Genomic DNA, 25,355 nt, shown 5'->3' with positions numbered 1-25,355 from the left:
TGGCAAAGCCTGGGAAGGCCAGAACCACGCGTCTCACCCTAGTACGTGGACGACGCTCCAAGAGCGCCGATCCCGCCACGCCCAAGCCCGCCACCCCCGGTGTTTGAAACCCACCACTACGGGAAGCCTCCTGGGACCCGACAACGAGGAGGTGCTCGCTGATGGCGAGGTATCGAATTCTTGATCCGGCTGGCGAGGTCTCGGACAAGGCGGATTTCACGAATGCCGAGGAGGCCGTGGAGTGGTTCCGCAATCATGAGCCGCGCGACGGCGAGCTGGGCTGGCGGGTCGAGGTCCAGCATGATGATGGCGAGTGGCACTATTTCGAGGATTCCGAGGAGTCTGGTGTCTGACTTCTCTGCCGCTAGCGTCGCGCTCGGGCCACACTGGTAGTCATGAAGGTCTTTCCGAGTGATTGGTCCCGGGCGCTGGCGATCGTGGCTCATCCGGATGATGTCGAGTACGGGGCGGCCGCGGCTATTGCGCGTTGGGTGCGCGAGGGCAAATCGGTCGGCTATGTGATGATCACGAGCGGCGAGCAGGGCATCGAGGGCATGGATCCCGAAGTGTGCGGGCCGTTGCGCGAGAAGGAGCAGATAGCGAGCGCGGCGCGGGTCGGTGTGTCGAATGTGCAGTTCCTGCGGTACCCGGATTTTGTCCTGGAGGATTCACCGGAGCTGCGTTCTGACCTGGTCGCGGTGATGCGAGAGCATCAGGCGGAGCTGATCGTGACGTTGAATTTCCGCGACCGCTGGCCGGGTGGGGACTATCCGAACTCGTCGGATCATGTGAATGCGGGCTCGGCGGTGGTGGCTGCTGCGCAGGAGGCGGGTGGTGTGCGCTGGGTTGCAGCGTGCACATCGCCCGTTTCGACGCATGGCGTGGATGTCAGTGACTTCGTGCATGAGGCGGTCGCGTCGTTGCAGGAGCATCGGGAGTATTTGCGGGGCCTGGGTCCGGATGATCGGTCGTTGGAGATGCTGCAGGAGATCCTCACCCACGGCGGCGTGCAGTTGGGTTGCGAGTCTGCCGTGGTGTTCGAGCTGATCCCCGTTGGCGGTGAATCCGCCGCTTCCTAGGGCCGCGACCCCTATTCGACGTGTTTTTCCTCGCGGGCGGTCACCTCGTCAGTGGGGATGATGATGAAATCGCGGTCGTCGGCGGTGAGGATCTTGAGGAAGCCGGGGGAGGTTTCCATCACGTAGCCATCCTCGGTGCGGTCGGTGAGCGTGATGTGCTCGAGCGGCACCCAGGGGGTGCGGACGATCGCGGCGAGCATGAGCACGAGGAGCCCGGTGATGAGCCACGCGCGGTGGAGGATGAGCGTTCCCGCGCGGTGGAGCCGACCATGTTGCTGCGCGCGGTGCAGCACCAGCAGGAGAAGCGTGACGGCAGCGGTGATCGCGAGCAACCACCATTGCTGGTAGGTCGCTAGCAGCGAGGCGTAGGCGGTGGTGATGACGGCGATCAGCACGAGCGCGCTGCCGCGGTGCACGGAATCGCTCGGCCACAGCAACCGGAGCAGGGGGAGCGGGGCGATCAGCGCGAGCCCGATGCCAGTGAAGAGAGGCTCGCCCATGAGTGTTCCGACGAGTATGCCGAAGCCTTCATTGAGATCCACGGTGTGGATGACAGCGAACGCGACGTTCCAGTCGTAGCCGCACACGGCCAGCAGTCGCAGCAGCAGGAACAGGAACAATGCTCCGGTTCCGGTGATCAGCGCGCCCGAGGTGGATTCCCGCGAGGTCTCGATGCTGGGCATGGCCAGGATCGTAGTTCACCGCGCCCACCTGCGCGGCGCTGATCGTCAAGCCGCGCCATGCCCGCGGCGTGGCGGATCAGCCAGGGCAGATGCACTTGCGGTGCAGGGTGTGCTCGCGGGTGGCGCGGCAATACCGCGAGGCGATCGCATCATGGGTGGTGTCCGAGTGGCCGCACATGTCGCACGTGTCGGGCAGGGCTGCGGCAGCTAGTTCCGTGTCCGTGGCGTGGGCTTTGGTGGGGGCGAGCATGTAGCTCATGAGAAGCTTCCTGACTGCCTGGGCCGGATGTCCGATCAGGCGTATCACGCGCATCCCGCACGAGCCGGTGCCCGATGCGTGAAATGGGTGCGCCCCTCAACCCTACGCTGCGGGTGGCTGCGGTCGTGGCCGTTGGCCTGGCAACCTCCGGAGGCGGCGGGAATCTGCGAGCGAAAGTCACCCTAAACCGTGCAAACCGGGCAGTTCTGGTGACAGTCGTTCGCAGATCCCGAGGGAGGCCGGGAGGGCGTCCGGGGTGCGTCTGTCGTGAGTCCACAGGCCCTAGCGACGGTCCGTCCACCAGCGTGCCGGCAACTGGTGGTCCTGTGGATGGGGGCTCGGCCAGTCCTCTGGCGACGGCTCGACCGGGCCACGGCGAGGATCGTGCTTCCACCACCGGATCGGCTCTGCGCGAATGGGATTGGCCGCCAGCAGACCCGCGAACCTCGACGCCAGCTCGTCGGGGTTGCAGCGCGCATGCCGCCAGGTGTATCGGCACAGGTCGATCGAGAGTGCGTGCCGCAAGAACCATTCCCGTTCCTGCTGGTCAGCGATAATACGTGCAGCATCGGGACGATCGTTGTACTTCATGGCGCCGTCGGCCTCGAACCCGGCCCAGTGGTATGGCCACAATCCATCGAGCCGGAACCGTGGCTTGGTATCGCCGACCCATGCGTTCGGAACCGGAACGGGCAAGCCGCCCGCGTATGCCGCGAACCGGCCGAATGACTCGAGCGGCGACTCCGACAGCCCGGACGCATGGGCCACCACCCAGCGGGCCCGCTCGATCCCCGCTCGTCCCCGGAAGCTCTCGATGCAGTCGTCAAGCTGCCCGCCTTGGCGCACGGCATGATCTGCCACCGCGAGTGCATCGGGCATTCGTGACGACAGTGCGATCGTGCACGCGGCATGCCCAACCGTGGTCGCGGGCACGCCATCGTAGTGCCGCAGCCAGTTCTCGGGAATCGGTTCCACTCGCGTGCGGCCATACGCGCACCTCGTAGACCCGGTCAACGACTTCCCCGGACGCACGACCAGCGGCAACCGGGGCGGCCTCCCCATCGTGGGCAATCCATTCACGGTCGCTGCTGACCACCCGGCCAAGTAGGCCCCCGGCAGGCCCGATCCGACGAATGCTCGCGATGCCAGCGCGAACTGCTCCCAATCCGATAGACCGTGGTAGACCGCAGGATCGACGTATGCGCCCTGCGCGATGCGGGCGAGGAGCCCTCGCGAGCACAACCTCTGCGCGTGCTGGCGCGAGATGCCCTGTCCGGCGCGGATCAATCCGTCGTTCGCCGCGAGCAGGTCTTGTACCGCTTGGGGCAGTTGCTCGATTCGCCAGGTGTTCCGAGGGGGTGGCATGGCCATGCAGCCTGCCGGGATCCGGTTGCGCGTGCATCGTCCTGCAAGGTTTCTGTGGACAGTCCATCGCTTGTGGATAACTGGGTAGATGCAACCAGGCCCCGCTGCTGCAGCCGAAATCTGCGAGCAAAAGTCCCCGAAAACCGTGCAAACCGGGCAGTTCTGGTGACTTTCACTCGCAGATTCGCCAGGCCGAAGAGCCCCGAGCCCCGAGCCCCGCCCCCTACTTCGAGTCCAGGTCGCGGCGGCGGAATCCGGCGATCCCGGCGGCGGCGAGGGCGGCGGCGATCGCGGTGAGGGCGATCAGTGGTGTCCATTCGAGCTCGGCGGCGGGCAGGTCGGGAATGTAGCCGAAGGGGGAGTAGCGGTGGGTCCATTCGGGGAAGCCGAGGATGCCGCCGAGGTAGACGACGATGATGCCGTAGACGGGGACGATCCAGCCGAGGGCGAGGAGGCGCGGGGCGAGGCCGTAGAGGGCTGCGGCGACGCCGACGGCGACCCAGATGGCGGGGATGTGGGCGAGGGCGGCGCCGAGGACTTTGGTGAGGAAGCCGAGGTCGCCGGTGACGAGGGCGCCGGAGCCACCCATGCCGATGGCGGTGATGATGGCGAGGAGGGCGCTGGAGCCGAGGGCGATGGTGAGGTGGCTGGCCATCCAGTGCTGGCGGGAGACGCCGGTGGCGAGGATGGGCTCGGCGCGGCCCGCGGTTTCCTCGCTGCGCATGCGGTTGACGGCAAGGACGGCCTGGGCGGAGATGACGATGGACAGGAATGTGATGAGCATGGCGACGTAGGAGTCGACGAGGGTGGAGCCGGGGATCTGGGCGATGATGTCGCCGAGGGCGGCGATCTGCTCGATCATGTCCTCGATGCCGTCGATGAGCATGCCGTAGGACGCTCCGAAGAGCAGCATGCCGATGGTCCAGGCGATGAGCGAGGCGCGGTGGAGCCGGTTGGCGAGGCCGAAGGGCGTGCCGAGGAGTGGGCTTGCGGTGGCGGCTCCGCGGCGGGCGGCGCGCAGGCCTGCGCCGACGTCGCGCTGGGTGCTGAGCCGGTAGCCGATGGCGATGAGGGCGGCGGCAACGGCGAGCGCGAGCAGGAGCGGCCACCAGCGCTGGTCGGTGGCGTAGGGGCGGGATGCCTGGCCCCAGTAGAGGGGGGAGAGCCAGCTGCTGCTGTTCTCGCCTATGTCGCCGAAGGCGCGCAGCACGTAGGCGATGCCGAGGGTGGCAAGCGCCAGGCCGGTGGCGCCGCGTCCGAACTCGGTGATCTGGACGGTGATGGCGGTGATGCCGGCAAAGACGATTCCCGCGGCGGCGATGCTGAGGCCGTAGAGGAGCGACCCGGCGGGGGTGATGCCTTCGAGGCCAGTGGCGGCGAGTCCTGCGGCGGTGAGCAGCCCGGCGATGAGGCTGGTGCCGGTGACGATGATAAGCGCGGCGGTGAGGGTGGCGTGGCGGCCGACGACGCTGGAGCGGACGAGCTCGGCGCGGCCTGCTTCCTCCTCCGCACGGGTGTGGCGCACGAGCTGCAGGATGCTCATGAGCCCGAAGATGAGCGCTGTCATGACGGTCATCTGGTGGCCGATCATGATGCCGAAGTGGTAGTCGGCGGGCTGGTAGTTGCGACCGACCATGCCGATCATGGCGGGCAGCTCGGCGAGGCGGGCGACGGTGTCGCGGTCGGCGGCGGTGGGGTAGGTCTGCTCGAAGCTCGAGACGCTGGAGAGGGTGAAGAGGGTGAGCCCGGCGATCCAGAGGGGCAGGCGGATGCGGTCGCGGCGCAGCGCGAGGCGGGTGAGCGTCCAGGTCCCGGTGAGGGGGTGGCTGGTTCCCGCGGGGGCGTGGGTGGTCATGCCGTGGCTCCGTTGGTGAGCTCGTTCTGGTAGTGCTGCAGCATGAGTTCCTCGAGCGTGGGCGGGTGGCTGGTGATGCCGCGGATGCCGAGGGTGGCGAGCTCGCGCATGACGGTGTCGAGGTGGTTGCCGTCGACGGAGAAGCGGATGCGTCCGTGCTGCTCGGTGAGGTCGTGGACGCCGTCGAGGCGGGCGAGCCCGGTAGCGGGCTGGTCGGTGGTCACCTCGACGGTGGTGCGGGTGAGGTGGCGCATGTCGTCGAGGGTTCCGGTCTGCACGATCTTGCCCTGGCGGATGATGCTGATGCGGTCGCAGAGCTTCTCGACCTGGGCCAGGATGTGGCTGGAGAGCAGGACGGTGGTGCCGCGACCGGTGGCTTCGTGGATGAAGTCCTGGAAGACGGTCTCCATGAGGGGGTCGAGGCCTGCGGTGGGCTCGTCGAGGAGGAGCAGATCGACGTCGGAGGCGAGGGCGGAGATGATGGCGACTTTCTGCCGATTGCCCTTGGAGTAGGTGCGGCCCTTCTTGGTGGGGTCGAGGTCGAATCGCTCGATGAGTTCGGCACGGCGCGCGGTGTTGATGCCGCCGCGGAGGCGGGCGAGCAGGTCGATGGCCTCGCCGCCAGTGAGGTTGGGCCACAGCTCGACATCGCCGGGGACGTAGGCGAGGCGGCGGTGGAGGGTGACGGCGTCGCGCCAGGGGTCGCTGCCGAGCAGGGTGATGGTGCCGGAATCAGCCCGCTGGAGGCCGAGGAGGATGCGGATGGTGGTGGATTTCCCGGCTCCGTTGGGGCCGAGGAAGCCGTGTACCTCGCCGGGCTCCACATGGAGGTCGAGGTGGTCGAGGGCGCGGACGGTGCCGAAGGTCTTGACGACATCTCGCATGTCGATTGCCGCAGTCATGCCCTCGATACTACAGAGATTTCACGAAAGTGTGAATAGTATGAATCTTGTTACGATGGTGCGACGAGGGGCTAGCAGGACGAAGCGAGCAACGGTTCGAGCGAGGAGCAGGCATGGACGAGGCGGACAACCACGAGGCAGTGCTGCGCTTCACCGAGAAGCTCGCCATCCTGCTCAGCGAGTCCGGCATGCCCCGCATGTCGGCCCGAGTATTCGCCTACGTCCTCGCCGATGATGCGGACACCTACACCGCGCGCGATCTCGCGGAGGGCCTGCGGGTGAGCCCGGCAGCGATCTCCGGGGCGGTGCGCCAGCTCGTGCAGGCCGGGTTGCTCGCGCGCGGCCGCGAGCCAGGGGAGCGCTCGGACTTCTACCGGATCGACGGCGACGATGTGTGGGGCACGATCATGGCGCAGCGCAAGCCGTTCCTCGAGCGCTACATCGAGCTGCTCACCGAGGGGGCCCGCGAGATCGGAGCCAACCGGGCCGGCGGGCGGCGGCTCGAGGAGACCATTGAGTTCTACCGCTTCATGGATGAGGAGCTCGGCCACACGCTCGAGCGCTGGAAGGACCGCCGCGCCCGCTGGGTGGCCGACGGCGGGTAGGCCTGCGGGCGCCGGGTAGCGGCCCACGCGGACCTGGGCGCAACAGCGCAAACGCGATAGAAACGCCGGGAGATCCCGGTCAGCTTCTATCGCGTTTGCCTGTTTCCAGTGCTTTTACCGCCGCGAGCCGCCACCACGAGGCGCCGCCCGCCGCTGAGCAACCGCCCCGGCTCTCAGGCGAGGGTGAGGAACAGCTTCTCGAGCTCGTCCTCGGAGAGCGGCTTGGCGGTGCCGTTCTCGGCGTTGCCCTCGTTGACGAGGCATTCGCGCAGGCTCGTGGCGACGATCTTGAAGCCGGCGCGGTCGAGGGCGCGGGAGACAGCAGCGAGCTGGGTCACCACGTCGCGGCAGTCGCGGCCGTTCTCGATCATCGAGATGACGCCGGCGAGCTGGCCGTGGGCGCGGCGGAGGCGATTGAGGATCAGGGCGGCGCTGGGGTCTGCGGGGTCCATCGCGGCCTCCTTCGTTGTGCGGGATCCTTGACTGTACCGGATCGGATACCCCCCAGGGTACGCCGTCTAGGCGATTCGGGCGATCCGCCATGACTGTTCTTGACGTGGATCACACGACTGGCGCCCACATACCCCTGTGGGTATATAGTCGAGGTCTTGGAAATTACCCATAGGGGTATCAACGGCGATGCCCGGAACTGCAGAAAGGTGACCCACCGTGACGGTCCGCACCGAGGACACGACGCCCGAGAAGGGCGCCGCGCCTCCCGATGCCCGCCCGGCGCCATCCATCCCCCGAAGCGGCCCCCTCGGCCGCCTCGGCATCACCATGACCCACCGCGCGAGCACCGTTCTCGTCGCGTGGGTCATCCTCATCGGCGCGCTCGGCGCGTTCGCTCCCGCCGTGTTCACTTCCCTCGCCGGGGCTGGCTGGCAGGCCAACGATTCGCAGTCCGTCCAGGCCCGCGAGCTCGCCAACGAGCACTTCGGCGGCAACTCGGCATCCGCGCTGCAGGTCGTCATCAACGCCCCCGGCAAGAACATCACCGACGAGGACGTCCAGGCCGTCATCACCGAGGTCACCAACACTCTCGCTAGTGATGAGCGCTTCGCTGACATCATCCCGCCGCAGCCCGGGATGACGATCTCGCCCGACGGCAGCACCGGCATCCTCATCGCCGGCGCCAACGCCAGCACCGATGACATGGTCAAGGCCGTCGATGATCGCCTCGACGAGCTGACGGCCCTGTCCGGCAACGGGATCGAGATCTACCCCACCGGCTCGAGCGCGCTGTGGAGCGACTTCAACCACGCCAACCATGACGCGATGATCAAGGCCGAGATGATGTCCTGGCCGGTCACGCTGACCATCATGATCATCGCGTTCGGCTCCGTCGTCGCCGCGGGCCTGCCCCTGCTGCTCACCCTCGCGGGGCTCGTCGCTTCCGCGGGCGCTCTCGTCCTGCTGAACATGGCCACCCCCATCTCGGTGTGGGCGATGAACTTCGCGATGATGTTCGCCCTCGCGCTCGGCATCGACTACGCGCTGTTCATCGTCGCGAGGTTCCGCGATGCCCTCAAGCGCACCGCCGACGCGCGCATCGCTGTCGCCGAGACGATGGACACCGCGGGCAAGGCTGTGCTGCTCTCCGGCATCACCGTGCTCATCAGTCTCTCCGCGGTGCTGCTCGTCGAGGCTCCGGCGGTGCGGACGATGGCAGTCGGCATCATGCTCGCGGTGTCGTTCGTGCTGCTCGCTACCTTGACCCTGCTGCCAGCGGTGATGGGCAAGCTCGGCAACCGCGTCAATGCCCTCGCGCTGCCGCACGCCCGGAAGCAGGAGCATCGCTCGCCGCTTTTCGCCAAGTGGGGCGAGATCCTCAACAAGCACCCCTGGCCGTTCGCGGTCGGTGCTGTCGCGCTGCTCGTGGCGCTCGCCATTCCCGTGTTCTCGCTCAAGGTCGCCATGCCGTCCATCGACGTCGTCGACGAGGCATCACCGGTCCGCGAGGGCTACAGCGTCGTGCAGGAGCAGTTCGGCGAGGGCGCGCCCGGCATGCTGCAGATCATCGTCCCCGAGGCTGATGCCGCCGCGACCATCGCCGCGACCGAGAGCACAGACGGCATCGCCATGGTCACCCCCGCGATGCCGGCCACCGATGGCTCCGGCTACGCCATGATCCAGGCCATGCCGTCGGTCGACCCCTCCGATGAGCAGCTCGGCACCATCCTTGCCGACCTGCGGGCCGCCATCCCGGCAGACGCCGTCGTCGGCGGGGCCGCCATCGAGAACCTCGACCTGCAGCAAGCGCTGAACGACGCGTTCCCGCTGATCGTCACGATCATCCTCGTGCTGGGGTTCCTGCTGCTGCTCGTCGCGCTGCGCGCGCCCCTGATCGCGTTCATCGGTACTGCCGTGAGCCTGCTCTCCACCGCCGCTGCCTTCGGCGTCGCCAAGCTGATATTCCAGGACGGCGTGGGCGCGAGCCTGCTCGGCTTCGAGCCCCAGGGCTTCCTCAACGGCTGGGGCCCGGTGTTCTTCTTCGCGATGATCTTCGCCATCGCGATGGACTACACCGTGTTCCTCCTCGCCACCGCAAAGGAGCACTACGAGAAGACCGGCAGCGCCGTGCAGGCCAAGGTGGAGGGACTTGCCCACTCCGGGCGCGTCATCATGGCCGCCGCCGCGGTGATGGTCGCGGTGTTCTTCACCTTCGCGCTCGCTGATCCGCTGCCGCCGAAGGAGATGGGCATCATCCTCGGCCTCGCCGTGCTGCTCGATGCGGTGATGATCCGCCTCATCCTGCTGCCGGTGGTGCTGCGCCTGTCCGGGCATGCAGCGTGGTACTGCCCCCGCTGGCTGTCGAAGGTGCTGCCCAACGTCAGCTTCGCGCACGGCTGAGGAAGCATCCGTCGGCGGGAGGCAGCACGCTGCGTGAAACTCCCGTCGCCGGGCCGCCCCGAGCGGCACAGTAGAGAGAACGAACCTGCACAGATCAACGCCGACACATCCAGGAGGAACCCATGGAGCTAGGCATCACCACCGAAGTCACCCTGCCGTTCGACGAGGTCGTCGAGAAGACCCGAGCCGCGCTGGGTGAGCAGGGCTTCGGCATCCTCACCGAGATCGACATGAAGGCCACCCTGAAGAAGAAGATCGACAAGGACATCGAGAACTACCTCATCCTTGGCGCCTGCAACCCGCCGCTCGCGCACCGGGCGGTCACCGCGGACGAGCAGATCGGCCTGCTGCTGCCCTGCAACGTCATCGTGCGCGACCACCGCGAGAAGCCCGGCACGGTCGTCGTCGAGGCCATGAACCCCGACATCATGGTCGAGGTCACCGGCAAGGAGGCCCTCGAAGAAGTCGCTACCGATGCGGGCACGCGCCTGCGCGCCGCCATCGCCGCGATCGGCTAGCTCCACGATGTGCCAGAGCCTCGGCAATGACAGCGCCACCCCCGCTCTCCGGCGGGGGTGGCGCTGGGTGATCATCGGCCCCGTGAGCTGCGTGAAGTGCCACCGGTGCCGAGGCCGAGGCGGAGCCGCAGGGTCCGGATCGCTTCGCCGAGGATGATCGTGACGGGGTCGAACGTGACGACCACGATGAAAGCATCGCGCGGTCCGAGCGTGGTGGCGAACCAGCGCTCGGTCTCCGTCTGGTCCGAGCTGGGCCGCTGCGTCCACAGTCCTGCTTCGGTGAAGTCGTAGGCATCGCGGACGATGAGCGTGTTGCTGTCGAACCGGTCGAGCTGGCCGAGCTTGTGCGCGGCTGCTGCCGCGATGCGGCGGACTTGCTGGGTGGGGCGGCGGCCGGGCGACGGGTACGCATGGCTGGGCCCTCCCGCTGCGCTCGACCAGGCTCCGTGGACGAGCGGGTTGCCCGTTCGCGTCACGGCGTACAGCCGGCGCGGTGCCGCGCGACGGATCTCGGGGGCGAGCAATGCGCGCCAGATGGTGCTGGACAGCCCGGCGCCCTGGTGGCGCGGGTGCACGCCCGCGGAGTTGGCGTAGAAGCAGGTCCTTCCGTCGAGCTCCCAGCGGTTCGATGCGACCCAGGCTGCGGGAGCGCCCTCGGGGTCGAGGACGACGACGAGTCCCTGCATGGAGTCGACGCTGTCGTCGGACAGCCACTGCTGCCAGACCTTCTCGCTCGTCCCGTCGAAGATCTCGAGGGCCGCAGGAACGAGCAGCTCGCGCAGCACCTCTCGACCGTCGTGGCCCAGCGCTGCTCCCACTGGGCTCCACATCAGGCCGGTGAATCCGGGCTTGGTGCGGACAGGCTGTGCTCCGGCCAGGAGTGCTGGGTGAATGGTGCTGTTCATCGCGACCTACTCATGAAGTGATTCTGCGACGGGCCGGGCCTTGGAGCCGCGCAGCACGGAGTCGGTCGCGACGGCCAGCGGGTCCCAGCCGGGTTCCTTGCCAGGAAGGCCTGCGGCGTGGCCGAAGACCTTGCCGTCGCGGATCTCGGAGAAGAGGTCGCGCGAGAGCGCAGCGCCGGCTGCTCCGACGCCGGAGAGCATCACGCCTTCGACGCCAGGCCCCCAGCCCATGCTGGCGCCCGCGAGATACAGGCCCTTGATTCCCGCCTTCGGGGCCGGGCGCAGGGGTCCGATCTGGCGCATGTTCATCTCGATCCCGTACGAGCCGCCTCCTGTGGAGTGCGTGTAGCGCTCCTGGGTGATCGGGGTGCCGGCTTCCTGCCAGACGATGTGCTCGCGGAAGCCCGGGATCACTTCCTCGGCGAGGTCGATGAGGATCTCGGTGACGGCGTCCTTGGTCGCGAGGTATGTCTCGTTGCTGCGATACTTCTCGCCGCCGACGGGCCCGGCGTCGCTGATGCCCCATAGGTCATGGTCTGCGGGCAGGTATGTCATGACCTCGACCACGGAATGTCCCTCGGGGGCCAGTGGAGTCGCGGAATCCTTGTTGGTGGCGATGTGGATCATCGCGCCGATGTTGTCGCGCACAGCCTGCAGCCACACCTCGCGGTCGCGGCCGGCCCCGCGCCAGCTGATGGCGTCCTGCATGGGGCCGAAGTCGGCGTCGGTCCGGAATCGCCAGATCTGGGAGCTTGTCATCGTCTTCGACAGGTCGATGTCGAGACCGAAGTAGGTATTGAACAGCGGCCATGCCATCGAGTACCTCGATACCCTTGCCTTCGTGGCCGGTGGCACGACCGCTGGGTCGAGCAGTTCGAGGTAGGTGCGCTTGAGGTCTGCGTTGGAGACGACGATCGGAGCGGTGAAGATGTCACCGCCGTCGAGCAGGACTCCGGTGACCTGGCCGTCCTGGACGAGGATCTGCCGCACTCGGGCATCGAGCCGGAAGTCGCCGCCGTTGGCGCGCAGCACCTCGGCCATTGCTGCGGACAGCGACTGGCCACCGCCGACCGGGAAGTATGCCCCGCCTTCGACGTAGTTCTTGAGGAACCCGGCTTGCACGATGGCCGGGACGCGTGTCGCCGGGGAAGCGAATGCCGGTGTCTGGCCGCCGAGCACCGGGCGTGGCGCCTGGCTGATGCCGCATACGTCGAACAGCCGGGTCAGCGGCATGATCGCGAATGGCGCGGCCCACCCTGCCCGCACCACCATGGCAGCCAGGCCCTTCGCGGACGCGGGGGTGGTCGCGCGGTCCGTGGCGTCGGCGAGCTTGCGAATGATGCGCATGTAGCGGATCAGCGCGGCCTTGTCCTGCGGGAACGCCTCGATGAGGCGGTCCTGGTAGAGGTCCCAGCCGCGGGGCACCTTGAACCGGATCGACGGGAAGTCGAGGATGTCGAACCCGTCCGGGTCGATCTCCTGGAACTCGACGCGCTGCTCGGCGCCGAGGCCGCGCAGGATCGTGGGGATGTTGCCCTCGGGACGGCCGCAGTCGCCGAGATAGTGGACGCCGACCTCGAACTCGTAGCCCTTGCGGCGGAACACGTGGGTGCAGCCGCCTAGTACGTCGCCCTGTTCCAGCACGAGGGTTCGCTTGCCGTTCGCGGCCAGGTAGGCGGCCGCGGTCATCCCGCCCATGCCGCTGCCGATGACGATGGCGTCCCAGTCTGTTCTCATGCGCTTGTTCCTTTCGCGGAAACCAGTAGACCGTTCGATCTACTCCTGGCACTGTACCTTGTAGTAGATTGATTGGTCTACAGGGAGGTGATGGAGATGGTTGTCGGAGGGCCGCGGAACCGGCTGATAACGAGTGCCATCGAGCTGATGTGCGAGCGCGGCGTGCATGCCACGGGGCTGGCGGAACTGCTCGAGCGCAGCGGAACCGCGCGCAGGTCGATCTACCAGCACTTCCCCGGCGGGAAGTCGGAGCTCATGGAGCAGGCCACCCGTGCGGCGGGGCAGCACATCGTCCGCCAGCTCGAGGGCTTTTTCGCGAGGGGCACCCCGGAATCTGGAGTGGAAGCGCTGATCGATGACTGGATCGCATCGCTGCGGTCAACGGGTTACGCGCGGGGCTGCCCGATCCTTGCCGCAGCCCAAGCGGGCCCGGACGAGCCAGCGATCCAGGCCGCGGCCGCGGAAGCATTCACCGTATGGAATAACCAGTTCTTCGAAGCCTTTGTCGCCTCTGGCACCCCGCGGGAAGCTGCCGCAGTGATCGCGGACATCACCGTCTCCACCGTCGAGGGCGCCATAGTGCATAGCCGGGCCCTCCGGTCCACTACGCCACTGGCCAACGCGAGGACCATGCTGGTTCGCCTCATCGCGGCGAGCAGGATCGATCAACCGGAGGCGGTCGCCGAAGTCGACCGGGCCATGTAGCGGCCGACAGCGCGGACCGCCCCGCCCGTCCGAACGATGCCCCTACCCGTCGAGGCGGGCGTTGCCGAAGTCGTCGTCGATGAGCACGATCTCGCGCCCGGGCTCGTCGAGCAGCGATGCGGCGACGGAGGATCGGTAGCCGGACTGGCAGTGCACCCACACCTCGCCGCTGGGCACTTCCTCGCGGCGGGCGAGCAACTCGTGGAGGGGGACGTTGATCGCGCCCCGGATGGCGCCGCTGGCGTGCTCGTCGGCGCGACGAGTGTCGAGGATGGTGATCGGCCGCTGGGCACGGGCATCAGCCATGTCGGCGAAGGTGGCGACGCGATAGTCGCGCAAGGGCTGGCCGCTGGTGGCGAGCTGCTCGATGGGCCCGGTGGCGGAGCCGGTGACGTTATCGACGCCGATGCGGGCGAGGTCGCGGCGGGCATCCATGATGTCGCGGGTGCTGGTGCCGAGCAGGGTGATCGGCGCGCCCCACCGGTAGAGCCAGCCGAGGTAGGTGACGAAGCTCGTGGAGAGCTCGAAGCCCATGCTCCCGGCGAGGTGACCGGCGGCGAAGGCGCGGCGCTGCCGCAGATCCACGACCCATTCGCCGGCATCGATGCGTCGGCGCAGCGTGGCGGGATCCACCCGCTCGGGCATGCGCAGGTCGATGGGGGACGGGCCTTCGGTATTGATGACGCCCATGTGCGCGTAGTAGGCGGGGTAGTCGGCGAGCCCGGAGATCAGTTCGTCGACGTAGGCCTGCTCGTCCTGGGTGAGGGCCGGGTTGACGGCGCGCTGCTCGCCGATGGTGGACGAATCGCCGCTGGTGGGGGTGGCGGAGCAGAAGCTGCCGAAGCCGTGGGTGGGATAGACCTCGGTGTCGGCGGGAAGCTCGTCGGCGAGCTTGCGGACGGAGTGGTACTGGGCGTGGGTGAGCTCGGTGGTGTGCTGGGCGCCGAGCAGGTCGGTGCGCCCGGTCGAGCCATACAGCATGGACCCGCCGGTGAAGACGGCGGTGGGGCTTCCAGTCGCGTCGAGGAGGACGTAGGAGAGGTGGTGGTGGGTGTGGCCGGGGGTGTGCATGGCGCGGAAGCGCAGGTGTCCGGTCTCGATGATGTCGCCGTCGTGCACGGGCCGGTGAGGGTAGCCGACGGTGTCGAGGGCGGAGACGACGTACTCGGCGCCGGTGACGCGGGATAGCTCGAGCCCGCCGGTGACGTAGTCGTTGTGAATATGGGTCTCGAGCACGTGGGTGATGGTCACGCCGCGCTCCCCGGCGGCGGCGAGGGCGCGGTCGATGTCGCGCTGGGGATCGATGACGGCGGCGACGGCGCCGTCATCGATCAGGTAGGAGCGATCCCCGAGGCTGGAGGTCTCGATCGTGGTGATGGTCATGGTGCTGCTCCTGCTGGCTCCGCTGGTGCTGCTTGCCGGGGCAGTGGCCGGGCGAGGACATGGGCTTCGTCCTGCCGGGTCTCCCCACGCTCCCAGCATACGCCTAGGGGTATGGCATCGGCGGGGGCATGCATGCCCGTGGTACCTGCGGTGGCATTTGCCCGAAAATCCTGCCGGAACCCTTCAGGGGTGCCAGGAATCCGGCCACCGGCCAGGCCAGCAGCGGTACGCTCGGATCCAGCGCGCGCACTCGTCGAGGGAAGAGAGCTGGCGATGAGCACTTCGGGGAGCACTCCGGGCGGGCCGGAGACCTTCAACCGGATGAACATCCGGATTATCGGCATCTGCGTCGCCGCGGCCCTCGGCGGGTTCCTCTTCGGCTTCGACACCGCCGTCATCAATGGTGCTGTGGACGCGATGACCGAGACGTTCGCGCTCGGTCCGGCGCTCAAGGGCTTCGCGGTCTCCTCCGCCCTGCTCGGCTGCGCCGCCGGTGCCTGGTTCGCCGGGCCCATCGCCAACCGCCTCGGCCGCGTGCCCGTCATGCTCATCGCGGCCGGGTTGTTCCTCGCCTCGTCCTTCGGCTCCGGACTGGCCTTCGGAGTCGGCGATCTCATCGCCTGGCGCGTCATCGGCGGGCTCGGCGTGGGTGCCGCCTCGGTCATCGCGCCCGCCTACATCGCGGAGGTCTCGCCCGCCCGCATCCGTGGCCGCCTGGCCTCCCTGCAGCAGCTCGCCATCGTGACCGGCATCTTCGCCGCCCTGCTCTCTGATGCGTTCCTCGCCAACTCCGCGGGCGGCTCCCTGGAGGAACTGTGGCTCGGGCTCGAGGCCTGGCGCTGGATGTTCCTGGCCGAGGCGATCCCCGCCATCGTCTACGGCCTCGCGGCGCTGCGGCTCCCCGAATCGCCCCGCTACCTCGTGGCGCGCGGCAAGATCGACGAAGCGACCAAGGTGCTGCGGGTCTACACCGGCATCATCGATGTGGGAGACCGCATCCAGGCGATCAAGGATTCGCTGCGCGCCGATCACCGCGTCTCGCTGCGCGACCTGCGCGGCTCGCGGCTCGGGCTGAAGCCAGTGGTGTGGGTGGGCATCCTGCTGTCGGTGTTCCAGCAGTTCGTCGGCATCAATGTCATCTTCTACTACTCGACGACGTTGTGGCGCTCGGTGGGCTTCGAGGAGTCCGATGCGCTCACCATCACCGTCATCACCTCCATCACCAATATCGTGGTGACGCTCATCGCGATCGCGCTGGTCGACCGGATCGGGCGCCGCCCGCTGCTGCTCGTCGGATCAGCGGGCATGTTCCTCTCGCTAGGCCTGATGTCGATCGCGTTCTCCCAGGCCACCTTGGTCACCGCTGCCGATGGCACCGTCAGCGCAGACCTGCAGGGCGGCTGGGCGACCACCGCGCTCATCGCGGCGAACGCGTTCGTGGTGTTCTTCGGAGTGAGCTGGGGACCGGTGGTGTGGGTGCTGCTCGGCGAGATCTTCCCCAACTTCATCCGGGCGGGCGCGCTAGCCGTCGCGGCGGCGGCGCAATGGCTCGCCAACTTCGCCATCTCCACCTCGTTCCCCGCGTTCAGCGAGATCGGCTTGACCTTCGCATACGGGTTCTACGCATTCTTCGCACTGCTCAGCTTCGTTTTCGTCTACACCCAGGTGCCCGAGACCAAGGGCCGCGAGCTCGAGGACATGACCGACGACATACGAGTACGCTAGCCCAGCCAGCGGAGGCCTGGTGTCGCTCGCCGCCTGATCGCACTACTATCGTGGGTCGGCAGCATCAACGCGGCCGAAGCGGTGCAAGGACCCGTGCCACGGATCCAAGATCCGGCGGGGGCGGGAGAAGGGTGGGAACGTGACGCAGGGGGGCAGCTCGCTATCGGGCCGCGAGGCAGCAACGATCGGCAACTGGCTCAGCGACCGCGAGTACGAGACCACCCGCGTCCTCGAGCGCGCCACCCTTGTCATCGAGGCGCACCCCGGCATCGAGGCCGTTGAAGCAATCAATGCCGCCTACGCCCAGTACTCCGCGCGCACGGCGGGACCAAGCCTCGCCGCTGGTGCCGCGCTGGTCCGCAAGTACCCCGCGCTGACCCTGCTGCTGCTCGTCATGCACGCGAGCGGCGAGAGCCGCACCAGCGACTTCTGGGACCGCTACTGGACCCACCTCGGCCTGCCCCGCGAGGCCAAGGCCGAGACCGAGTTGCGGCAAGCCGTGCCGAAGCTGATCCGCCGCTTCGGGCTCGCCGAGTTCCCCCGCCTGCGCAGCCGGTACGTGCAGCTCATTGGCATGCAGGCCGGGATTCCCCTGCCGTGCCTTCGAGGCCTCGTCGATGTCATGATCGACCACCTCGCCCGCGGTGGCGAGCCCAATGGCGCCGCCTTCGCCCACTGGCTGACCGACCCCCGCAAGCCCCACCGGCTCGCCCGCGTCGACATCCCCGTGCGCACCTTCGTCACCGAGGGCGGCCAGTACGCCATCGACCTCGTTGACCGCATCATCGACGTCGTCGCCATCGCGCTCGGCAACCCCACCACCTGGCAGCCGCACCAGGACAGCATCGAGGCGAGCAGCAAGCTGCCCAAGGCACTGTTCGGCGAGCTCGTTGCCGTCCTCGCCGAATGCGACCTCGCCACCGCTGCGGCGGACGGGCTGTTCGACAGCGACGGCCACATCGAGCCACCTCGCCTGCGCCTCGATACCAGCGATGGCAGCGTGCAGCTGCTCGTTCCCTCGCCGCCAGCCAGCCCCGAGGAGCGCTGGCAGGTCTCCGCCGACGGCGACATCACAGATGTGCTCACCCCCGAGCCGCTCGCCAGCAGCGACGGCCAGCACACAAGCGCTCCGCACGCCAACTACGCGGTCCACGAGCCTGCTCGCCACATCACCGTCGAGCATCCCTCCATCCCGCGCAGGTTCGTCTTCCCGCTCGTTGACCCGAAAGACCCACTGGTCCTCTTCAGCGACGGCGGCAAGCTGCTGCCACCGCGCCAGCCCATCCCGCTGGGCACCGTCCATGCCCTCGTGCCCCGCGGGCACTACCTCGTGGACGCCGCCACTCGCGATCACATCGAGGCGGACGAGGACCGCGGCAACCCGGTCGGCTGGCACGACTGGACGCTCCTCGCCGTCGACACCACCAGCATCGCCGCGCTGCACCTGCTGAAGGACGACGCCCTGGTCGGCACCCCCCGCGCGGTGCGGCGCGGCTACCTGCCGGAAGTGCTGCTCGCCGAACCGGTCCGCGGCGCCACCGCAGCCAATGGCTCGCCCCTCTACAACGAGCGCCCCGCCGCCTGGCTGCCCGCCGACGCCGTGGGCAGCACCACCGCGTGGCTCGTCGGTGCCCGCAGACTCGGTGCTGTCACCTGGGTCGCCAACTACGCCTGGACCGTCGAGGACGAGGAACTCACCTGCGATCCGTTCGAGGATGCCCCCGAAGGGCTGCTCGGCACGTACGAGATCGTCATCCGCGGACCCCTGGGCACCGACGTCCGCAAGATCGTCCACCTCGCTGAGGGATTCGCGGCTACCGCCGAGCCCGACTACCGCGTCCCCACCAAGGACGGGCTCAGCAACGCCACCATCACCCTGCAGGCCGACCCGCCGCTGGAGGTCGATCCCAGCACGATCACCGTCGCCGGCGACGACGCGGACAGCATCGCCGTTCTCAGAAGCCCTGAAGGACCCGGCATCGCCGTGGTCATCAGCCCGCCGCGCGCCGAGATGCGCCTCGGCAGCCCGGGCGAGCCGGGCCTGTGGTCATCCGTGCCGCACGTCATCACTCCCGCCGACCTCGACAGCGACGACACCCTCGCCTACCGCGTGCCCGCGAGCACCGACATCAACACCTGGGTCGAGCTGCGCGACCGCACCGGCAAGACCCGCATGCAAGAGCCGCCGAGCTACAACGAGCATGCCGACGCCTTCGAAGTGGGGCTGCGCACCCTCCGCGAAGGCATGGGCAGGCTCCGCTCCGCCCGCATCGTCGCCGTCGTCCAGGCCGAGGACGAGGCACCCCACGACGTGCTCCTCGCCACCGTGCGGCCCGCGGAGCTCTACACCGGCATCCGGCTCGACGGCAACACCCTCGTCCTCGATGACCTCGCCGACGTCACGGGAATCACGGTGCAAGCCTGGCTCGAGACTGCGCCCTGGCACGCGCCCGCCACCTTGCCCGTGCGCGACGACACTGTCGTGCTGCCCGACGAGTTCCAGGCAGCGGGCCCGCTGCGCGTCCGCGTCCTCGTGCAGGACCACCACAATCCCGTCCTGCCGCCAGCTACGCCACCGGCGGGCGCCACACGCATCGAGCAGGCAGGCTGGCATCGTTCCACCGACCCCGCCCTCGAGGCGCTCTCGCGCTTCATCGCCGGTGATGCGGGTCTGCCCACCGGGATGGAGCCGGGACCGCAGGCATGGGCGGCGCTGCAGGCGCTCACCTCGGCGAAGGACGACACCCACGCCGAGGCTAGCGGTGGCTTGCGCACGCTTCTCGCCGAGCAACCACGCCAGGCGCTCGTCGCGCTCACCCACAGCACCGTCCCCGTCGCCGAGCAGCCAGCCCTGATCATCGAGACCGGAGTCGTGCGCGGGCGCTTCACCGCCCCGCCGCTCCAGCCTGGGAGCAACGACGAGACAGCCGCCAGCGAGCCAGGCAGCATCGAAGCCCCGGCAGCAACCATCGGTGCCAATCCCTGGGCGACCTGCCTCGCCACCCTCGATGACCTGCTCAACGCCCGCCGTGGCAGCGAAGCGTGGGTGCAGGCCCGCGAGGAGCTCGCCGAGCATGGCGGCGATGCGCTTATCCGTGTCCTCGACTCAGGCACCGACACGGAGCTCGCCAAGGCCCTGTTCGACCACACCACCGTCATGCTCCACCACATGCCGCCCGAGCAGGTCGACAAGATCTTCGACGTTGCCCGCATCATTCCCGGCGCCGTGCTCGACGTCGACACCCGCGTCTCCGCCATCGCCGAGACCTTCGCGATGCGCGAGCAATGGGTCTCCACCGGCACCCACACCGAGCTGATCGTGCGATCGAAGAAGTTCATCCGCGCCATCCGCAAGGTCGGCAAGCAGTTCTACGACCAGATCTCCATCCGCTCCGATGCGCTCGGCGCCGCTGACACGCAATCCCATCCGTGGCTGATGCTGCCGATGGTGTCGCTGATCATGGCGCTGCTCGCCCGCCTCGAAGCGCATGGCGCGCTCAAGCCGGGCATGTTCGACGAGCAGATCACCAGGGCATGGGCCGACCTCGCGCGCATCTGCCCGCAGCTCGTCCGCATCGACCTCGTCTTCGCCGAGGCGCTCATCGCGCACGCGCGGCTCGAGGCCGGGGCCGACTGGGAAGCCGCTTCCGCCTGATCGTGTGGCGCTAGGAATCTCGGGCGTGCCCGGTGAATGCGTGCAGCGCCGGTAGTGCGCCATTAGCTGTCTCGTAGATCTTGGTTGTTGCCACCCTTGTGCGGGCCTGCTGCCACCCCTGGGTGCCTGCTGCCACCCTTGTGCGGGCCTGCCACGGATACAACCGTGGCAACTAGGCGCTAGACGTGGCAGCTATGCGCTAGGGGTGGCAACTAGGTGCTAGATGGTGGCAGCAGGGCACTAGACGAGTGGGCGTCCACGGGGTCCTCGCCCATCGCGCTTCGGGCAGCCCCTCTCGGGGCCGCGCCCTAGCTTCGATCGTGAAGATCCAGCCACACCTGATGTGGCTGGATCTTCACGATCCGGGTGGACCGGCCCATGCGCAAGGCCCCGGTCCGGATCAGTGATCCAGGCCGGGGCCCTCGCTCGTGCTCATTCGCTACCGCCGGGAAGCTACCCGTGCAGCGCCTACCGCAGCGTCAGGCCTGCGGGTACTTCGGGTACAGCACGCCCGTGATGTGCTGGACGACCCGGATCACCTGGCAGGAGTAGCCGAACTCGTTGTCGTACCACAGGTACACCACCGCGTGGTTGCCCTGCACGATGGTGGCCTCCGCATCGACGACGCACGCCGCGCGGGAACCCACGAAGTCGGTGGACACCGTCTCGGTGGAGGCGATGAAGTCGATCTGCCGCTGCATGGTCGAGCTCAGCGACACATTGCGCAAGTGGTTCACCAGCTCGTCGCGGGTGGTGCCTTCCTTGAGCGTGACGTTGAGCATCGCCATCGACACGTCCGGGGTGGGAACGCGGATCGACGAGCCGGTGACCAGGCCGGTCAGCTCGGGCAGTGCCTTCGCGACGGCGGAGGCGGCACCGGTCTCGGTGAGCACCATGTTCAGCGGCGCGGAGCGACCACGCCGGTTGCCCTTGTGGTAGTTGTCGAGCAAGTTCTGATCGTTGGTGAACGAGTGCACCGTCTCGACGTGGCAGTACTCGACGCCGAACTTGTCGTTGAGCGCCTTGAGCGGCGGCACGATCGCGTTGGTGGTGCAGCTCGCGCAGGAGAGGATCGTGTCGTTCTCGCCGAGGGTGTCGTGGTTGACGCCGTGCACGATGTTCTTCACATCGCCCTTGCCGGGCGCGGTGAGCACGACCTTCGAGATGCCGGGCCGCAGGTGCTGCGACAGGCCCTCCGAGTCGCGCCACTTGCCGGTGTTGTCGATGAGCACCGCGTCATTGATGCCGTACTCGGTGTAGTCGATCGAGGTGGGATCGCCACTGTAGATGATCTTGATCTCATTGCCGTTGGCAATGATCGTCTCGTTCTCCTCATCGACATGGATCGTGCCGTTGAACAATCCATGCACCGAATCGCGGCGGAGCAGCGACGCGCGCTTGGCGAGATCATTCTCCCCGCCCTTGCGCACCACCACGGCGCGCAGGCGCAAGCCGTTGCCCGAGCCGGTCTTCTCGATCAGCAGGCGGGCAAGCAGGCGACCGATCCGCCCGAAGCCATAAAGCACCACGTCACGAGCCGGGGGATGCCCGGCGCCATCGGCGGCGATCGCGTCCTTCACGGCGTCCCGGGTGAACTCCTCGACCGACAGGCCGCGATCATCCTTCTTGAACGCCATCGCGAGATGCCCGATGTCGATCCGCGACGGCGCGAGGTTCATCTCCGAGACAGTCCTGAGGATCGGGTACGAATCCTCGATGGCAAGCTCGGTCTCCTCGATCTGCCGCACGAACCGGTGCGCCTTGAGAATCCCAACGGCAGACTTGTTCACCAGCGAACGGCTATGCACGAGGATCGACACATCATGCTGGCGATACAACTGCCCGATGATCGGGATCATCGCTTCAGCGAGTTCCTCACGGCGCTTCCACTCTGCGAACGCGTCCCCAGCCAACACCGGCTCCTTCAATGCTCGACATGACACGCGCACTGGCCCCGCAGGACAACACTCGCCCGAGCGAGACCTGCCCCGAGCGTGACCTGCAACGTCAATGCGCGGCTCCAAGGTGATATTTCCCCCCGGACTCTACGCCACATCGCCCATCGCGAAGGCTACTGGGCGGAAAACGGGACAGAACTCACCGGACGATCCCGGTGGTCATGCCGTGCCGGCCCTGTCCGGCCCACCGTGCGGTAGCGTCACCTCGAAACCTCAGATTCCCACGACAGGTCCAGGGGCGGTCATGGCAGCGCATGGTGGCAAGAAAGCAATCCTCGCGGCACTGTTCGCCAACGCGGGCATCGCGGTCGCCAAGTTCGTCGGCTTCATCATCACCGGCTCATCCTCGATGCTCGCCGAGGCCGTGCACTCCGTGGCCGACACCTCCAACCAGGGCTTGCTCCTCCTCGGCCACCGGCGAGCGCAGCGCGAGGCGACGCGCCTGCACCCATTCGGCTACGGCCGCAGCCGCTACTTCTACTCTTTCGTCGTCGCGCTCGTGCTGTTCACCCTCGGCTCGATGTTCGCCATCTACGAGGGCATCCACAAGATCCAGCACCCCGAGGGCCTGACCTCGCCCATGGTGGCCGTGGTGATCCTGCTGGTCGCCATCGGTCTCGAGACCTACAGCTTCGCCACCGCCATCAAGGAATCCCGGCCGCTCAAGGGCTCCTCGTCCTGGTGGGGATTCATCCGCAACTCCCGCCAGCCCGAGCTGCCCGTCGTGCTCCTCGAGGACCTCGGCGCGCTCGTCGGCCTCATCCTCGCGCTGCTCGGCGTCGGGCTGACCGTCATCACCGATGACCCCATCTGGGATGGCATCGGCACCCTCAGCATCGGTGTGCTGCTCGGCATCATCGCCGTCATCCTCATCATCGAGATGAAGAGCCTGCTCATCGGCGAGGGCGCCACCGACGCCCAGCTCGACCGCGTGTTCGCCGAGCTGCCCGATCACGTCACCATCCGTGGTGTCATCCACTGCCGGACCCAGTACATCGGTCCCGACGAACTGCTCATCGCCGCCAAGCTCAACATCGCCCCGGGCACCAGCATCCAGCAGCTCGCCGCGGCCATCGACGCGGCTGAGGCGCGCGTGCGGGACGCCATCCCCGCCGCCCGCATGATCTATCTCGAGCCCGACCTCAAGCGCGCCGGGATACCTGCGGGGGAGTAGCGCGGGCGCCGGGTGCGGGGCAGGGTGCCGCGGGGCCGGGTACAACGGGCCGCCAAAAGCACCGGAAATCGTCAAACGCGATAGAAGCGGAGCCGAGTTCTCGGCCGTTTCTATCGCGTTTGCTGCTGCTGCGGCGTTTGCTGCCGCACCGTCCGGTGCTGGTGCTCAGAAGCCGGTGCGGCGCTGCACGAGCACGGCGCTGGCGACGGAGATGCCGAAGACGAAGGCGAGGGCCACCACGAACTGCCAGGAGATGGCGGACGTGCCGAATGCTCCGATGGCGACGAACCCGATCATGCCGGGCAGGATGCCGATGGCGGTGCCGAGCACGTAGCTGCCGACGGGCACATTGCTGACCCCAGCGGCATAGTTGACCAGCCAGAACGGGGTGACGGGCACGACCTGCACGGCGAGCACGGTGGAGAAGCCTCGTTGCTGGAGGAAGCGGACGGCCCGGGACGCGGGGGACCCGCCGTAGTGGACGAGGGCGTCCGCCCCGAGGGAGCGGCCGACGAAGTAGGCGATGATCCCGGCGGCGGTGGCGGAGACAAGAGTGACGGCGATGCCGATGGTGAGGCCGTAGAGCAGGCCTGCGGCGATGGCCATGGCGCTCGACGGCACCGGGGTGAGGGCGAGACCGATGAAGAGGGCCATGAAGATGGCGATGCCCCAGAGGCCTGTGGACTCTACTGCGGCCCGGAGCTCGGTGGGGCCGGGGACGTCGAGGATGGTGACCGCTGCGATGGCCGCGACGAGCAGCCCGACGAGGGCAAGTGGCCGTGCGATCGGGCGCGAGGTGCGGGATGCATCGGTCGTGGTCACCTGTCTATCGTGCCATGCCCGTGGGGTTCGGCCCAGAACGAATGCATCACGGATCACACTGTGTCCTTTGCTACCGCGGATCAGTTTCTTGCTGAAGATCATGTTTGCGCCAATCCGCGCGCAGGTGTGGTGCGTATCACTACTGCAGCCGGTGCGTGGCAATCCGGTTGTCCTCGTCCAGTTCTCGACCGAACAAAAGGATCTCGATGTTTGATCAGGAGTTCATCAAGCAGGCTGTCGGCCGGAGCACCGCAGACCGGTTCGAGCGGCGCAGCTTCCTGCGTGCGCTCGGCGTCGCGGGCGCCAGCGCGGGAGTGGTAGCGGCGGGCGCGGGCGCAGCGCTTGCGCAGAGCATCAATAGCCCGGATATCCCGCCAGGAGTGGGGAACCTCATCCCGGGGCCCGCTGGGCCTCTGACAGATGGGGCGATCCTCAACTTCGCCCTCAACCTCGAGTACCTGGAGGCCGAGTTCTATGCGCTCGCGGTCTCCGGGAACAATCTCCCGGACGCGTTGACCGACGGCATCGGTGGGCGCGGGCCGGTGCAGGGCGGTCGACAGGTCAACTTCGCGACTCCCGCGATCCGCCAGTACGCGCAGGAGATCGCCCACGATGAACTGAAGCACGTCGAGTTCCTGCGGAAGGCACTGGGCAACACTGCTGTGGGCCGCCCCGCGATCGACCTGCAAGGCAGCTTCAACGCGGCAGCACAAGCGGCGGGACTGATCGGCGAGGGCGAGACGTTCGATGTCTTCGCCAACGAGGACAACTTCCTGCTCGGTGCATACGTCTTCGAGGATGTGGGTGTCACCGCCTACAAGGGCGCGGCCCCGCTGGTGCAGAGCAAGGAGTTCCTCGACGCTGCGGCCGGCATCCTCGCCGTCGAGGCCTACCATGCCGGAATCGTGCGGACGAGCTTGTTCGCCAAGGGCCTGCAGGCCCCCGCCAATGCGATCTCCGACGCCCGCGACAGCCTCGATGGACCGGACGATAAGGATCAGGGCATCACGATGAACGGCGCGGCGAACCTGGTCCCGACGGATGGCAATGCCATCGCGTTCAGCCGGACTCCCTTCCAGGTTCTCAACATCGTCTACCTCAACCCAGGTGCCACTGACCGGGGCGGATTCTTCCCGAACGGGGCGAATGGCGCTCTGCGCTTCAGCCTGTAG

At 67.7% G+C, this 25,355-nt stretch carries 21 protein-coding genes; 10 read left to right on the top strand and 11 right to left on the bottom strand.

Features of this window, described 5'->3' with window-relative positions:
• Positions 1–161 precede the first annotated feature (161 nt).
• On the top strand, positions 162–353 hold the full coding sequence (locus tag FXO18_RS10525) for a hypothetical protein (RefSeq protein WP_149361066.1): 192 nt from the start codon (positions 162–164) through the stop codon (positions 351–353).
• Positions 354–395: 42 nt separating this feature from the next.
• The gene (locus FXO18_RS10520) at positions 396–1,079 is read left to right on the top strand and encodes a PIG-L deacetylase family protein (RefSeq protein WP_149361065.1); all 684 of its coding nucleotides are present in this window, start codon (positions 396–398) and stop codon (positions 1,077–1,079) included.
• Between the two features lie 11 nt (positions 1,080–1,090).
• Here the strand turns inward: FXO18_RS10520 and FXO18_RS10515 are convergent, their stop codons facing one another.
• From FXO18_RS10515 to FXO18_RS10495, 5 genes are all read right to left on the bottom strand, one after another.
• Positions 1,091–1,762, bottom strand: a complete 672-nt coding sequence (locus FXO18_RS10515) for a hypothetical protein (protein WP_149361064.1) — start codon at positions 1,760–1,762, stop codon at positions 1,091–1,093.
• Positions 1,763–1,838: 76 nt separating this feature from the next.
• A complete protein-coding gene (locus FXO18_RS10510; protein WP_149361063.1) occupies positions 1,839–2,021 on the bottom strand; it encodes an RGCVC family protein in 183 nt (60 codons plus the stop codon).
• A gap of 282 nt (positions 2,022–2,303) precedes the next feature.
• Positions 2,304–3,386, bottom strand: a complete 1,083-nt coding sequence (locus tag FXO18_RS10505) for a type IV toxin-antitoxin system AbiEi family antitoxin domain-containing protein (RefSeq protein ID WP_149361062.1) — start codon at positions 3,384–3,386, stop codon at positions 2,304–2,306.
• Between the two features lie 223 nt (positions 3,387–3,609).
• Positions 3,610–5,241 carry an ABC transporter permease gene (locus tag FXO18_RS10500; protein WP_149361061.1) on the bottom strand — a complete coding sequence of 544 codons (1,632 nt, stop codon included), beginning with the start codon at positions 5,239–5,241 and terminating at the stop codon, positions 3,610–3,612.
• A complete protein-coding gene (locus FXO18_RS10495) occupies positions 5,238–6,143 on the bottom strand; it encodes an ABC transporter ATP-binding protein (RefSeq protein ID WP_149361060.1) in 906 nt (301 codons plus the stop codon). The genes FXO18_RS10500 and FXO18_RS10495 overlap by 4 nt, the downstream gene beginning before the upstream one ends.
• Before the next feature lie 113 nt (positions 6,144–6,256).
• Here FXO18_RS10495 and FXO18_RS10490 point away from each other — a divergent pair, with 113 nt between their 5' ends.
• On the top strand, positions 6,257–6,748 hold the full coding sequence (locus tag FXO18_RS10490; RefSeq protein WP_149361059.1) for a GbsR/MarR family transcriptional regulator: 492 nt from the start codon (positions 6,257–6,259) through the stop codon (positions 6,746–6,748).
• Positions 6,749–6,921: 173 nt separating this feature from the next.
• Here the strand turns inward: FXO18_RS10490 and FXO18_RS10485 are convergent, their stop codons facing one another.
• On the bottom strand, positions 6,922–7,200 hold the full coding sequence (locus FXO18_RS10485) for a metal-sensitive transcriptional regulator (protein ID WP_149361058.1): 279 nt from the start codon (positions 7,198–7,200) through the stop codon (positions 6,922–6,924).
• Positions 7,201–7,528: 328 nt separating this feature from the next.
• Here FXO18_RS10485 and FXO18_RS10480 point away from each other — a divergent pair, with 328 nt between their 5' ends.
• Positions 7,529–9,601, top strand: a complete 2,073-nt coding sequence (locus FXO18_RS10480; protein ID WP_149361301.1) for an MMPL family transporter — start codon at positions 7,529–7,531, stop codon at positions 9,599–9,601.
• A gap of 122 nt (positions 9,602–9,723) precedes the next feature.
• Positions 9,724–10,119 (top strand): DUF302 domain-containing protein, encoded by a 396-nt coding sequence (locus tag FXO18_RS10475; RefSeq protein WP_149361057.1) that lies wholly within the window; start codon positions 9,724–9,726, stop codon positions 10,117–10,119.
• Between the two features lie 71 nt (positions 10,120–10,190).
• On the opposite strand, the gene FXO18_RS10470 is transcribed toward FXO18_RS10475, so the two are convergent.
• Positions 10,191–11,024 carry a GNAT family N-acetyltransferase gene (locus FXO18_RS10470; protein ID WP_149361056.1) on the bottom strand — a complete coding sequence of 278 codons (834 nt, stop codon included), beginning with the start codon at positions 11,022–11,024 and terminating at the stop codon, positions 10,191–10,193.
• A 6-nt stretch (positions 11,025–11,030) separates the two neighbouring features.
• Complete coding sequence (locus FXO18_RS10465) at positions 11,031–12,761, bottom strand: phytoene desaturase family protein (RefSeq protein WP_149361055.1); 1,731 nt, start codon at positions 12,759–12,761, stop codon at positions 11,031–11,033.
• A 96-nt stretch (positions 12,762–12,857) separates the two neighbouring features.
• Between FXO18_RS10465 and FXO18_RS10460 the strand changes: the two genes are divergently transcribed.
• On the top strand, positions 12,858–13,466 hold the full coding sequence (locus FXO18_RS10460; RefSeq protein ID WP_187774308.1) for a TetR/AcrR family transcriptional regulator: 609 nt from the start codon (positions 12,858–12,860) through the stop codon (positions 13,464–13,466).
• A gap of 42 nt (positions 13,467–13,508) precedes the next feature.
• On the opposite strand, the gene FXO18_RS10455 is transcribed toward FXO18_RS10460, so the two are convergent.
• Positions 13,509–14,849, bottom strand: a complete 1,341-nt coding sequence (locus tag FXO18_RS10455; protein WP_149361053.1) for an MBL fold metallo-hydrolase — start codon at positions 14,847–14,849, stop codon at positions 13,509–13,511.
• A gap of 273 nt (positions 14,850–15,122) precedes the next feature.
• On the opposite strand from FXO18_RS10455, the gene FXO18_RS10450 reads away from it, so the two are divergent.
• Together FXO18_RS10450 and FXO18_RS10445 are read left to right on the top strand one after the other, a co-directional pair.
• Entirely contained in the window at positions 15,123–16,574 is a 1,452-nt protein-coding gene (locus tag FXO18_RS10450) for a sugar porter family MFS transporter (RefSeq protein ID WP_187774307.1), read from the top strand.
• A 139-nt stretch (positions 16,575–16,713) separates the two neighbouring features.
• Positions 16,714–20,229, top strand: coding sequence for a hypothetical protein (locus FXO18_RS10445; protein ID WP_149361052.1), 3,516 nt, complete (start codon positions 16,714–16,716; stop codon positions 20,227–20,229).
• Between the two features lie 479 nt (positions 20,230–20,708).
• On the opposite strand, the gene FXO18_RS10440 is transcribed toward FXO18_RS10445, so the two are convergent.
• A complete protein-coding gene (locus FXO18_RS10440) occupies positions 20,709–22,088 on the bottom strand; it encodes a glyceraldehyde-3-phosphate dehydrogenase (RefSeq protein WP_235900603.1) in 1,380 nt (459 codons plus the stop codon).
• Positions 22,089–22,431: 343 nt separating this feature from the next.
• Between FXO18_RS10440 and FXO18_RS10435 the strand changes: the two genes are divergently transcribed.
• Positions 22,432–23,361, top strand: coding sequence for a cation diffusion facilitator family transporter (locus FXO18_RS10435; RefSeq protein ID WP_149361050.1), 930 nt, complete (start codon positions 22,432–22,434; stop codon positions 23,359–23,361).
• 165 nt (positions 23,362–23,526) lie between these two features.
• Here the strand turns inward: FXO18_RS10435 and FXO18_RS10430 are convergent, their stop codons facing one another.
• Positions 23,527–24,183, bottom strand: coding sequence for a TVP38/TMEM64 family protein (locus tag FXO18_RS10430; RefSeq protein ID WP_187774306.1), 657 nt, complete (start codon positions 24,181–24,183; stop codon positions 23,527–23,529).
• Positions 24,184–24,389: 206 nt separating this feature from the next.
• Here FXO18_RS10430 and FXO18_RS10425 point away from each other — a divergent pair, with 206 nt between their 5' ends.
• Positions 24,390–25,355 carry a ferritin-like domain-containing protein gene (locus FXO18_RS10425; RefSeq protein WP_149361048.1) on the top strand — a complete coding sequence of 322 codons (966 nt, stop codon included), beginning with the start codon at positions 24,390–24,392 and terminating at the stop codon, positions 25,353–25,355.

The organism is Lolliginicoccus suaedae, from assembly GCF_008312885.1.
Lineage (GTDB): Bacteria > Actinomycetota > Actinomycetes > Mycobacteriales > Mycobacteriaceae > Lolliginicoccus > Lolliginicoccus suaedae.
This window is presented reverse-complemented; position numbering and strand designations above follow the sequence as displayed.

What these genes read in the sequence shown, in the direction of transcription:
- FXO18_RS10450 (WP_187774307.1), top strand. Translation starts at nt 15,123, where the DNA reads ATGAGCACTTCGGGGAGCACTCCGGGCGGGCCGGAGACCTTCAACCGG.
- FXO18_RS10425 (WP_149361048.1), top strand. Translation starts at nt 24,390, where the DNA reads ATGTTTGATCAGGAGTTCATCAAGCAGGCTGTCGGCCGGAGCACCGCA.
- FXO18_RS10465 (WP_149361055.1), bottom strand. Translation starts at nt 12,761, where the DNA reads ATGAGAACAGACTGGGACGCCATCGTCATCGGCAGCGGCATGGGCGGG.
- FXO18_RS10505 (WP_149361062.1), bottom strand. Translation starts at nt 3,386, where the DNA reads ATGCCACCCCCTCGGAACACCTGGCGAATCGAGCAACTGCCCCAAGCG.
- FXO18_RS10490 (WP_149361059.1), top strand. Translation starts at nt 6,257, where the DNA reads ATGGACGAGGCGGACAACCACGAGGCAGTGCTGCGCTTCACCGAGAAG.
- FXO18_RS10480 (WP_149361301.1), top strand. Translation starts at nt 7,529, where the DNA reads ATGACCCACCGCGCGAGCACCGTTCTCGTCGCGTGGGTCATCCTCATC.
- FXO18_RS10440 (WP_235900603.1), bottom strand. Translation starts at nt 22,088, where the DNA reads ATGATCCCGATCATCGGGCAGTTGTATCGCCAGCATGATGTGTCGATC.
- FXO18_RS10525 (WP_149361066.1), top strand. Translation starts at nt 162, where the DNA reads ATGGCGAGGTATCGAATTCTTGATCCGGCTGGCGAGGTCTCGGACAAG.
- FXO18_RS10485 (WP_149361058.1), bottom strand. Translation starts at nt 7,200, where the DNA reads ATGGACCCCGCAGACCCCAGCGCCGCCCTGATCCTCAATCGCCTCCGC.
- FXO18_RS10495 (WP_149361060.1), bottom strand. Translation starts at nt 6,143, where the DNA reads ATGACTGCGGCAATCGACATGCGAGATGTCGTCAAGACCTTCGGCACC.
- FXO18_RS10475 (WP_149361057.1), top strand. Translation starts at nt 9,724, where the DNA reads ATGGAGCTAGGCATCACCACCGAAGTCACCCTGCCGTTCGACGAGGTC.
- FXO18_RS10510 (WP_149361063.1), bottom strand. Translation starts at nt 2,021, where the DNA reads ATGAGCTACATGCTCGCCCCCACCAAAGCCCACGCCACGGACACGGAA.
- FXO18_RS10500 (WP_149361061.1), bottom strand. Translation starts at nt 5,241, where the DNA reads ATGACCACCCACGCCCCCGCGGGAACCAGCCACCCCCTCACCGGGACC.
- FXO18_RS10460 (WP_187774308.1), top strand. Translation starts at nt 12,858, where the DNA reads ATGGTTGTCGGAGGGCCGCGGAACCGGCTGATAACGAGTGCCATCGAG.
- FXO18_RS10515 (WP_149361064.1), bottom strand. Translation starts at nt 1,762, where the DNA reads ATGCCCAGCATCGAGACCTCGCGGGAATCCACCTCGGGCGCGCTGATC.
- FXO18_RS10435 (WP_149361050.1), top strand. Translation starts at nt 22,432, where the DNA reads ATGGCAGCGCATGGTGGCAAGAAAGCAATCCTCGCGGCACTGTTCGCC.
- FXO18_RS10470 (WP_149361056.1), bottom strand. Translation starts at nt 11,024, where the DNA reads ATGAACAGCACCATTCACCCAGCACTCCTGGCCGGAGCACAGCCTGTC.
- FXO18_RS10455 (WP_149361053.1), bottom strand. Translation starts at nt 14,849, where the DNA reads ATGACCATCACCACGATCGAGACCTCCAGCCTCGGGGATCGCTCCTAC.
- FXO18_RS10520 (WP_149361065.1), top strand. Translation starts at nt 396, where the DNA reads ATGAAGGTCTTTCCGAGTGATTGGTCCCGGGCGCTGGCGATCGTGGCT.